This window comes from uncultured Ellagibacter sp. (assembly GCF_934643285.1).
GTDB lineage: Bacteria > Actinomycetota > Coriobacteriia > Coriobacteriales > Eggerthellaceae > Ellagibacter.
In genome coordinates this window covers 1-9,907 of sequence record NZ_CAKUBT010000036.1, presented here as the reverse complement: position 1 = coordinate 9,907, position 9,907 = coordinate 1, and the positions used below count along the sequence as shown (strand labels likewise).

Sequence of the window (9,907 nt, the reverse complement as noted above, 5' to 3'; positions counted from 1 at the left end):
CGCCTGCTCGGCTGCGGCGTCGGCGTGCATCACGCAGGAATGCTGCCCCGTTATCGCCTGCTGGTGGAAAAGCTCGCCCAACAGGGCGTTCTCCCCGTCATCTGCGGAACCGACACGCTCGGCGTGGGCATCAACGTGCCCATCCACACCGTTGTGCTCACCGCGCTCACGAAGTTCGACGGCCACAAAATGCGCCGTCTGCGCTCGCGCGAGTTCCACCAGATCGCGGGGCGCGCGGGGCGTTCGGGCTTCGATACCGAGGGCATGGTCATCGCCGAGGCGCCCGAGCACGAGATCGAGAACCACAAGGCCGAGGTGAAGGCCGCGGGCGATGCGAAGAAGCTTCGCAAGATAAAGAAGAAAAAGCCGCCCGAGAACTTCGTCAACTGGAACGAGGACACCTTCAATCGCCTGGTGGAATCGGTGCCAGAGAAGCTCACGCCCCGCATGCGCGTCACCCACTCGATGGTGCTCGCCGAGGTGGAGCAGGGGGGCGACGCTCGCGCCCGCGTGGAGGAGCTCATCGCCGACTCGCTGCAAACTGACGAGGAGAAGGTGGCGCTCTCGCAGCGTGCCGACGAGGTGTTCGCCACGCTCATCGCCGCGGGCGTGGTGGTGAAAGAGGATCTGCCCGACGGGAGCGCAAGCTACTACGTGACGGTCGATCTTCCTGAAGACTTCGCGCTTGACCAGCCGCTTTCACCCTTCTTGCTCGCGGCTTTGGAACTTTTGGACCCTGAAGACGACGACTATGCGCTCAATGTGGTGTCGATGGTGGAGGCGACGCTTGAGGACCCGCGCCAGGTGCTGCGCGCCCAGGAGCGCCGTGCGCGCGACCGCGCCATGGCCGAGATGAAGATGGACGGCGTGGAATACGAGGAGCGCCTCGAGCGCATCGCGGACGTGACCTACGAAAAGCCGCTTGAGGACTTGCTCGACGCCGCCTTCGAGAAATATTGCGAGGGCGTGCCGTGGGCGCGCGACTTCTGCCTGCGCCCGAAGTCGGTACTGCGCGACATGCTGGAGAGCGCCGCGGATTTCAAGGGGTATATCCAGAAGCTGGGAATCACGCGCTACGAGGGGGCGCTTCTCCGGTATCTGTCCGAGGCGTTTCGCGCTCTCGACCGCACGGTTCCCGAGGGCAAGCGCGACGAGCGGCTTGAGGACGTCGTCGCGTGGCTGGGGCTTGTCGTGCGCTCGGTCGACTCGAGCTTGGTCGATGAGTGGGAGAACGCGGGCGCCGCGCTCGATGCCGCGCCGCCTTCGCCCGAGGACGAGCCGGTGGTGCGCGATCGTCGCGGGCTTACCGTTCTTGTGCGGAACGCCCTGTTCAGCCGTGTGCGTGCGGCGGCGCACCGCGACGTTGCGACGCTTGGCGAGATGGATGCGGACTGGGGCTTCGGCGAGCGCGCCTGGGCGGTGGCGCTCGACGAGTTCTACGACGCTCACGAAGAGGTGCTCCTCGATGCGGATGCGCGCTCGAAGGCCTATCTCGTGCTCGACGAGTCCGACGAGGAATCGGCCCACGTGTGGCATGTGCGCCAGATTTTCCACGATGCGGAAGGCGACAGCGATTTCGCGATAGCGGCCGACGTCGACCTGGACGCCACGCAGGCAGGCGACGGGGTGGTGTTCACGAACTACCGCGTAGGGTTCGCCGAGGACCTAGGGGAATAGGAAGGCGCGCCGCCGGTAAGAGGCGGTGGACCGGCAGTGTTGCGTGTCTGGCTCGGGCCCATCATCCTCCGCTGCGTTTGGGACCGCGCTAACCGCAGCGGATAAGCAAGTCGACGCCGTGTGCGATGCGAGCAAACTGGCTGATTCTTGTACTTTGGCGCTGTCAAGAGCTGGCTGATTCTTGTATAATTTCGAGCTAAAGAACTGTCTGATTTTTGTAATGCGCTGGTAGATGGCTTGGAGATGAAGAGATGACAACTGTCTTTCGCCGCAAGTGTTACGACCGTCTTCTCGAGTGGAAGCGCGAATCTCAGGGTAGAACGGCAATTCTCGTCGAGGGCGCTCGTCGCGTTGGGAAGACGACTCTTGCTTTGGAGTTTGCTAAACGCGAGTATGCCGACTACCTCTACATCGACTTCTCTAAAGCGGACAAGGCCACGCTCGATTTGTTCCGCGACCAAAGGGCGGACATCGACACCTTTCTCAGGATGTTGCAGCTCAACTACGGAAAGCTGCTTACGCCCAGAAATGGCCTCATCATATTCGATGAGGTACAGCGCTTTCCCGTGGCGAGGGAATACATCAAGCATCTGGTAGCGGATGGTCGTTTTGACTACATGGAGACAGGTTCGCTTATTTCGATTCGCAAGAACGTGGAGAAGATTGTCATTCCTTCGGAAGAGGAGCGCGTTCGCCTGGAGCCTATGGACTTCGAAGAGTATCTCTGGGCAAACGGGCTAGACGTGTATGCCCAAGAGATTCGTCGCTGCCGAGACGGCCTCACGCCGCTGCCTGACCCCGTTCATGCAAAGTGCAGCCGCCTCTTTAGCGAATATATGCTTGTTGGGGGCATGCCCCAGGTGGTCGAGGCGTTTGTGGAGGATGCAGACTTCAGGCGGCCTGACAAGATAAAGAGGCAAATCATCGATCTTTATCGTGAGGATATGCAGAAGTTTGGCGGAACCGAGGCAAGGCGAGCAAGGGCTGTTTTCGATGACGTCCCAGGCGAGCTTTCGTGCGCAAGCAAGAGGTTCAAATTCTCCAACCTTGACGGTGGCGATAGGTTCGAGCAGTTCGAGCCGGCCCTGAGCTGGCTTGCCGATGCCCATTTGGTCAACCCTTGCTGTCTTTGCAATGACCCCAATGTGGGTTATCGCCTTCATGCCGATTCGTCTTCCCTCAAGTGCTATCTTGCCGATACTGGTTTACTCGTGAGTTTGGCATTCGACGATGGCCCTGAGCTTCTGGACATACACAGGGACATTCAGTTTGGCCGCGTCTCTGTCAACAGGGGGATGCTTGTGGAGAACGTCGTTGCGCAGCAGCTCCGAGCTCGCGGCCACTCACTCTTCTACTATAGCTGGGATGAGCCCCCATTGCGGGAGGGCGGACGGCCGCGACCCAGAGAGATCGACTTCCTGATTACGCGTGGCTATTCGAACGCCGCGGGCAAGCCGAGAATCTGTCCCGTCGAGGTCAAATCTTCAAAGGCGTATTCGACGGTATCGCTCGACGATTTTGCCAAGCGTTATTCCGATCGCATCGGTGATGAATATGTCCTCCACCCCAAGCAGCTCAAGGTTGAAGGCAATCGTCAGTACTTGCCTCTTTACATGTCTTTCTGCCTGTGAGGTGACGGGATATGTCGAAGAATCGTTATTCCGAGGAAGAAGCCGTTCAGAAGCTTGCAAGCAAACTGCCTGATTCTTGTATTCTGGCGGTGTCAAGAACTGGCTGATTTTTGTTATGCGCAGGTAGATGGTTTGAAGGAAAGGGAACGCCACTTGTATTCCCATATACCCCCTAAGGGTATATGGATACTCTGTGACGTCTTCTTTCGCGACGGTTTTCCCTCGCTAACTTCTCGTGGTACACTGCCGAGAGTATCAAACGGAAAACTTCTTGCTTATCCAAGAAGCGAAGGCTTTCGGAGGAGCTGCTGCATGAACGCACCAACCTTGATCATCATCGTCGTTATCGCAATCCTTATGGTCTTCGCGGTCCGCCACGCCTACCGCGTGTTCTCGCTCAAGGATGACTGCTGCGGCGGCGGCCCGAAAGCCCCCAAGGCGAAGAAGGTGGCTGCTGTCACGGTGGAAGACACCGACGAAGCGAACTATCCCTTCTCGCTTGATGTGCGAGTGAAGGGGATGACCTGCGAAAAGTGCGTCAAGCGCGTGCAAAACGTCCTCAATGCGCAGCCGGGAACGTGGGCGACAGTCGACCTGGCGTCGGGTACGGCGCACATCTTGGCGAAATCCGCCATCGACCGCGATGCTATCGAGCGCGCGGTAGAAGATGCGGGATATTACGTGTCGCATCGTGATTAGCCTTCTCAGTATTGTGCTGTTTGAGTTTATATCTTGTCGCGAGGGGCGAGCTTTGCGATAATCCATCCGCGAAAAATGTCGAAGGGTGGGGAATTGAGCGAAGTAGAACAAGAAGATAACTCGCGCAAAAAGAAGTGGCGCGTCATCATTCTGATACTGCTCCTTCTGCTGCTTCTTTCCATCGGCAGCTGCGCGATGTGGCAATTCGCCCAACCTAAGGCTGACCCCGGCGCGACCGTGCAAACCCACGAGGGCAAAAGCGACGAAGAAGTTATTGCCGAGCTCAACCGTCAGGCGGAGGAGTCGCGCATGACGATTTCCGTGTCGGCGAAGCCCAAGCTGGCCGACGGGAAGGTGCGCGTGAACGTTTCGAACGTAGCGGAAAACAAGTTCTCGCAAACGTTCACCCTTTCGCAGGATGGCATCGAGTTGTACAACTCCGGGCTTATCGCCCCCGGCGAGGTCGTCGAATGGTGCGAAGCGCCGGATGCGCACGAGGGATCGGCGACCGTGACCGTGCAGGGCTGCGACCCCGAGACCGGCGCGCCGTCGGGCAACCCCCAGTCCGTTGCCGTCACCATCGTCGCAGCCGACTTAAGCGAGAGCCAGTAAGGCCAGCTAATAGCGCAGTTCGGCATCAGCAAGGCACCAAGCTGCCGGCATCTTCGGCGGCAGAAAGCAAACAATGAGGCGGGAAGGGCCCGCTTCGAACGAGAAAGGAGTCCTTCCATGGACGCAACCAACAACCGCGGCCTCAAGGCGCGCGTGGGTGCGCTGGCCGTATGCCTCGTCATGGCTACTGCTATCGCAACCCCCGCACTCGCTTTCGCAGATGGCACCACCTCTCAGTCGACGGACGTCACCATCCAGTCCGTGACCCCCGACCCCGATGGCGACAACCTGTCGTTCTCGGTTCCGACGAAGATCCCCTTCGTCGCCAAGGCTGACGGCACGATGCTGGCCCCCTCTGCGGACACCCTGCGGATTCAGAACAAGTCGGTCTTCCCGATCCATGTGGTGAACATGGCCGTCACCGAGCAGTCGCCGTTTAAGCTCGTCGCCGACGTGACGGTGGGCACCGCCGCGAACGCCTTCCAGTTCACGGTCAATGGCTTGCAGGCCGCCGAGTCCGTCGACACCTCCGCCATTTCGGCATGGAACATGGGCTACGCCACTTCCGCAAACGATACAATCTCCCTCGACATCACCGACGCGAAGATCGCGCGCGTGACCGCCGACATCTCGGCGCCCCAAAAGGCTGCGACCATCACCTGGACCGTCGCTTCCGGCGCTGCGCAGTAGCAAATAGCCCCATCACATGTGTCACGTGCGGGCAATAACGGGAATATGGCATGCCGCCGCGGTCTTATGTGCGGCGGCATTTGCGGTGGCATGGTGCCTCGCTTTCCCGTTTGCGCCCGCATACGCTGACGAGGGCGGGGCTGGCGCGTCCGTGGAAGACGATACAATCGTGGTGACCATGCCCACGACCGTGCCGTGCGCGCTGCTCTCCGACGGGACGGTCGCGACGCCGACTTCGTGGAAGATCGAAAACTCGGGGAGCACCCCGGCGCGTTTTGCCATGGCCTCGGCGAAAACCGACTACGACGACATCTCGATTTCGGCGAAGGCGGGCAGCTTGACGCTGCTCAACTACTCAGGAGGCTTCGCGTCCTACGACCCGACGCTGATCGTCCCCGCGAAAGGGTCGCTCGATGTGAGCTGGGCGGTGTCCCCGATCGACCCCACCGCGCACGCCGACCTGTTCGAGCAAGCATCCCAGCACCCTGTGACGCTGCTTTCCGCGTCATTCCTCTTCTGCGCCCAGTCGACGGAACCAAGCGATCCGAGTTCCGTCCCGTTTGCTGTGTATTCCGAAGACGACGCCTCGCTCACCTTCTACAAGCGTCGCGCTCTGCCCGCCGAGGGAAGCATGTTCGAGGGCAAGACGGCGACGGCGGTGTACGCAAATATCGAGAACACGAAGAGCACCCCGCCGTGGAAGGGCATCGCGCGCAAGATTGAGCGCGTCGCGGTCGTCGACGACGGCGTCGCCCCGCAAACGATGTACGCGTGGTTCTTCGAGTGCAACAATCTTGTGTCGGTGAACCTGTCCAAGCTTGACACGTCGAAGACGACGAGCTTAGGGTATGCCTTCTCAAGGTGCACATCCCTTACCGGCATCGATCTTTCGACGCTCGACACAAGCTCTGTCAGGTCGTTTGCCGACGTGTTTCAGGATTGCTCGTCGCTTCGGAGCGTGAACCTTACGGGCTGGGACACGTCGAGCGGCAAAGACTTCAGGCAGATGTTCTATCGATGCTCATCCCTCGAAGAGGTAGATATCTCGTCGTTCGAGACGTCTGCTTCGACCTCGTTCGAGCAGATGTTCTACGGGTGCCGCTCGCTTAGGTCCCTTGATTTGTCGCACTTTGCCACAGGCAACGCGACCACCTTCGCGTCGATGTTCTACAACTGCGCCTCGCTTGCCACCCTCGATGTGTCAATGTTCAACACCGCCGCCGCTACCGACCTCTCCCAGGTCTTTTACGGGTGCAAGTCTTTGATCGAGCTCGATCTGTCGAGGGCGTCGACCGCCAAGGTGCAGACGTTCTACGGAATGTTCTCGGGTTGCTCGGGGCTTAAGCGGATCGACCTTTCGCTTCTCGACACGTCGTCCGCGGTCAACCTGAGCTATCTGTTCGCTGATTGCTCAAAGCTCGAAGCGGTGAATTTCGCTGGAATCAATACGTCGTCCGTCATCGACTTCAACCATATGTTTTCGGGATGCAGCTCGCTTGCTTCGCTCGATCTGTCCTCATTCGACACGGCGGCGGCGAACAATCTGAGTTACCTCTTCTTCGGCTGCTCCTCTCTTCGGGCGCTCGATCTGTCCTCGTTCGATACCTCAAGCGCGGAGACGATGGTGTACCTGTTCGAGGGGTGCTCAAAGCTTGCGGAGGTGACGCTCGGCGAGTCGTTTGCCTGGGTCGGCTCCAAGTGCTTCCTGCCGCAGCCGAACGCTGGGGATATACCCGGGGCGGACGGCCTATGGCATGCCGCATCGGATGGGGCCTCCTATCTGCCTTCCGCTGTGCCGGGCAACAAGGCGGACACGTATCGCGCCGTTGCGCCTGGTGAGGAAGGCGACGACGTGGAAGATGACGCGGATGTCGCGAACGGAGCGGATTCCGCAGGCGCTGCGGATGTCGCGAACGGTGCGGGCGCTGCAGAAGATGCGAGCAATGCGGGACGCACGGGCTCTGAGAGCGCTGCGGATACCACGGGTGGCGCGAGCGCCCCGAACAGCAGAAACACCGCCATCGCCGCGGAAGGCATGGCGGCAGCTGCGCGCGAAGACTACATGACCGCGCTTGCGATGGCGAACCCGATCGCCGCGGCGCCGAGGGTGCTCGCGTAAGTCGCGGCAAGGTATCCTGCGCCGAGTGCGCGCTTGCCGCCCAGGACAAGCTCCACCGCCTCGTAGTTCATGGTCGACAGGGTGGAGAACCCGCCGAGAAATCCCATGGTCGCCGCGAGGTAGAGAACCTCGTTAAGATCAGCCTGAACCGCCAAGGCAATTCCCGCTAAAGTGCACGAGCAGATGTTGATGATGAGCGTCGCTGCGGGGAAATCCCCATGCGTGCGTGCCTTGAGAAAGCCCGTTGCCTTACTGCGGCAAAGCGCTCCTAAGGCACCGCCGAATCCTACGGCGACAAGCAGAAGAGGACTCATCGTTTGCCTCCCTCGTCTTCGGGGGAGGAATCCTCCGCAGTTGGGTTATCCTCGCAACGCCTGCCCCATTCCTGCGCGAAGGCGCTTCGGGCTTGGCTTTTGGCCCTATCGGCTTCCCGCATTGCCCTTGCTCGGCGTGCGGCATGTGCCCGATGGATGGCCTCGCGGCGCCGCTCGATGCGCGCAAGGCGGCGAGCATCGAGGCCGCGGCATGCGGCGTGCCCCGCAAGCGAGGCGAGAAACGTTGTCGCGAGCGTTGCTGCGATATAAGCCGCCCACAGGCCGACCTCTCCTGCCCGCAGAAAAGCGAGGCACTCGGTCGAGAACGCCGATATTGTGGTGAAGGCGCCTACAAGCCCCACGCCGAGCGACTTCACGAGGGCGCCCGGCAAGTGCATGCGGCGTCCCACGTACTGGTTCACCAGTTCCAGCACGAAGCAACCGAAGATGTTGATGACGAGCGTCGCCGCAGGGAAACCACCGTTTGCGGGCAGCGCACATTCCAGAAGATAGCGAAGCGAGGCACCGATGAATCCCATGACCAGGATCAACGGCGTGAGTGCTCCCTTGCGGCGCAGCAGCTTTTGCGCGCGGGCGGCGGTGTGCGTTTGGGCGGTCATTACACGAGGCGGCCGATCATTCGCGTGACGAGAGCAGCGCACTGGCGCGCCGCCTGCGCCTCGAAGGTGGGGTAGTCGATGTAGTCGGTGCCGTCCGCCTTGTCGGAGATGGCGCGCACGATGGCGAAGGGAACGCGGTTCAGCCAGCAGACCTGGGCAATCGCCGCGCCTTCCATCTCGCAACAGCTCGCGTTGAACGTGTCGGCGATGCGGTTTTTGTCGGCGTCCTCGCGCACGAAGACATCGCCCGAGGCCACGCGGCCTTCCCAGGTTTGGATGCCGAGCTCGGCTGCAGCGTCCACCGCTGCGCGTCGGAGCGTCTCGTCGGCGGGGAAGGCGAGCGTGGACAGCCCCGGCGTTTGTCCTGGGGCGTAGCCTAGGTTCCCCACATCCATCAGGTGGTTCACGGCGTCGGTCGCCACCACGATATCTCCGATGTCGATCGAGGCGTCAAGCGATCCTGCGACGCCCGTGTTCACCACACCGCGTACGGCGAAGCGGTCGATGAGCAGCTGCGTGTGGGCGGCCGCATTCACCATACCGACGTCGCACTGTGCGACGACGACGGGCACGCCCGACAAGGTGCCGGTGAAAAACGAGAGCTGCCCGGTGCGGGAGGTCTCGACCGTGCCCTCCGCAGCCATGCTCTCTTTCAGCAGCTCAACTTCGACGTCCATTGCGCCGATGATGCCGATAGGGTTCTCCATCGATATGTCCTAGTCCAGAAGAGCCGGATAATGCGTGTGCGCGTCGTCGAGCACGGAAAGCGTGTCGGCCACGTAGCGTCGTGCCCACCATTTCGCCTGAGCCAGGTCGGAATCGTGGTAGTTGCCGCATTCTTCGGGCTTTGCGCCGGGGATTTCGCCCTCGAAGTCGCGAGCGAACTCGAACAGGCGAAGCACGAGGTCGGCCACGTCGGTGGGCTCATAGGCGCCGAACAGCACAAGGTAGAACCCGGTGCGGCATCCCATGGGGCCGAAGTAGATCACGCGGTCCTTCCATTCCGCATCGTTGCGCAGGAAGGTGGCGCCGAGGTGCTCGATCGCGTGCACGGCGGCGGTGTCCATCACCGGCTCGCGGTTCGGCGCTGTCATGCGCAGGTCGAAAGTGGTGGTTACGCAGCCGGTCTTCTCATCGGCGTCGCTGCGCGATACGTAGACGCCGGGCTCGAGCTTGGTATGGTCGACGGAAAAGCTTGCGATTCGTTCCATGAATTGGCTCCTTTGAAGGTTGTTGTAGTTGGAAGGATATACGATTCGCCGATGCGCGCAAGCGTGCTCCCCGTTGTCGGCATTGCTGGGTGCGGCGCGGGGTCGGTTCGCCACAAAATCCACTTGGATCGGTTGGCTTCGCGGTGTGGGGCTGGGCCGTCCGTTCGCCGCGTTCTTCAAAGTAACGAAAGGAGTTCGACTTACAGAAAGATGGGCCCGATGTCCCAAAAGCTTCACCTTTGGGACTCACCCGTCGGTTTTCGCGCGGACTCCTGTATCCTTATGCATAACAATAAGTTGGCAACAGCAGGGAGGGTCGTATGAAAACCAGTTC

General features: G+C 60.8%; 10 protein-coding genes. 6 read left to right on the top strand and 4 right to left on the bottom strand.

Going from position 1 to position 9,907, the window contains the following annotated elements:
• The 6 genes from Q0I65_RS09335 to Q0I65_RS09310 all read left to right on the top strand — a co-directional run.
• On the top strand, positions 1–1,677 hold a 1,677-nt coding region (locus tag Q0I65_RS09335; protein ID WP_296062828.1), incomplete at its 5' end, for a DUF3516 domain-containing protein.
• A gap of 251 nt (positions 1,678–1,928) precedes the next feature.
• Entirely contained in the window at positions 1,929–3,308 is a 1,380-nt protein-coding gene (locus Q0I65_RS09330; protein WP_296062826.1) for an AAA family ATPase, read from the top strand.
• Between the two features lie 312 nt (positions 3,309–3,620).
• The gene (locus tag Q0I65_RS09325) at positions 3,621–4,007 is read left to right on the top strand and encodes a heavy metal-associated domain-containing protein (protein ID WP_296062824.1); all 387 of its coding nucleotides are present in this window, start codon (positions 3,621–3,623) and stop codon (positions 4,005–4,007) included.
• A gap of 93 nt (positions 4,008–4,100) precedes the next feature.
• Entirely contained in the window at positions 4,101–4,619 is a 519-nt protein-coding gene (locus Q0I65_RS09320) for a hypothetical protein (protein WP_296062822.1), read from the top strand.
• 117 nt (positions 4,620–4,736) lie between these two features.
• Complete coding sequence (locus Q0I65_RS09315; protein WP_296062820.1) at positions 4,737–5,309, top strand: hypothetical protein; 573 nt, start codon at positions 4,737–4,739, stop codon at positions 5,307–5,309.
• Between the two features lie 151 nt (positions 5,310–5,460).
• Entirely contained in the window at positions 5,461–7,428 is a 1,968-nt protein-coding gene (locus Q0I65_RS09310; RefSeq protein WP_296062817.1) for a BspA family leucine-rich repeat surface protein, read from the top strand.
• Here Q0I65_RS09310 and Q0I65_RS09305 read toward each other — a convergent pair.
• Genes Q0I65_RS09305 through Q0I65_RS09290 form a run of 4 tightly spaced genes read right to left on the bottom strand, consistent with a single transcriptional unit; the run spans position 7,368 to position 9,573 of the window.
• On the bottom strand, positions 7,368–7,742 hold the full coding sequence (locus tag Q0I65_RS09305) for a CrcB family protein (protein WP_296062815.1): 375 nt from the start codon (positions 7,740–7,742) through the stop codon (positions 7,368–7,370). The genes Q0I65_RS09310 and Q0I65_RS09305 overlap by 61 nt on opposite strands.
• Positions 7,739–8,362, bottom strand: coding sequence for a CrcB family protein (locus Q0I65_RS09300; protein ID WP_296062812.1), 624 nt, complete (start codon positions 8,360–8,362; stop codon positions 7,739–7,741). The genes Q0I65_RS09305 and Q0I65_RS09300 overlap by 4 nt, the downstream gene beginning before the upstream one ends.
• The gene (locus Q0I65_RS09295) at positions 8,362–9,069 is read right to left on the bottom strand and encodes a 5'-methylthioadenosine/adenosylhomocysteine nucleosidase (RefSeq protein WP_296062809.1); all 708 of its coding nucleotides are present in this window, start codon (positions 9,067–9,069) and stop codon (positions 8,362–8,364) included. Before Q0I65_RS09295 ends, Q0I65_RS09300 begins: the two co-directional genes overlap by 1 nt.
• Positions 9,070–9,078: 9 nt before the next feature.
• Positions 9,079–9,573, bottom strand: coding sequence for an S-ribosylhomocysteine lyase (locus Q0I65_RS09290; RefSeq protein WP_296062807.1), 495 nt, complete (start codon positions 9,571–9,573; stop codon positions 9,079–9,081).
• Between the last annotated feature and the right edge of the window lie 334 nt (positions 9,574–9,907).

Excerpts from the sequence above, each read along its gene's own strand:
- Q0I65_RS09295 (WP_296062809.1), bottom strand. The coding sequence starts at position 9,069 with ATGGAGAACCCTATCGGCATCATCGGCGCAATGGACGTCGAAGTTGAG.
- Q0I65_RS09315 (WP_296062820.1), top strand. The coding sequence starts at position 4,737 with ATGGACGCAACCAACAACCGCGGCCTCAAGGCGCGCGTGGGTGCGCTG.
- Q0I65_RS09325 (WP_296062824.1), top strand. The coding sequence starts at position 3,621 with ATGAACGCACCAACCTTGATCATCATCGTCGTTATCGCAATCCTTATG.
- Q0I65_RS09305 (WP_296062815.1), bottom strand. The coding sequence starts at position 7,742 with ATGAGTCCTCTTCTGCTTGTCGCCGTAGGATTCGGCGGTGCCTTAGGA.
- Q0I65_RS09300 (WP_296062812.1), bottom strand. The coding sequence starts at position 8,362 with ATGACCGCCCAAACGCACACCGCCGCCCGCGCGCAAAAGCTGCTGCGC.
- Q0I65_RS09290 (WP_296062807.1), bottom strand. The coding sequence starts at position 9,573 with ATGGAACGAATCGCAAGCTTTTCCGTCGACCATACCAAGCTCGAGCCC.
- Q0I65_RS09330 (WP_296062826.1), top strand. The coding sequence starts at position 1,929 with ATGACAACTGTCTTTCGCCGCAAGTGTTACGACCGTCTTCTCGAGTGG.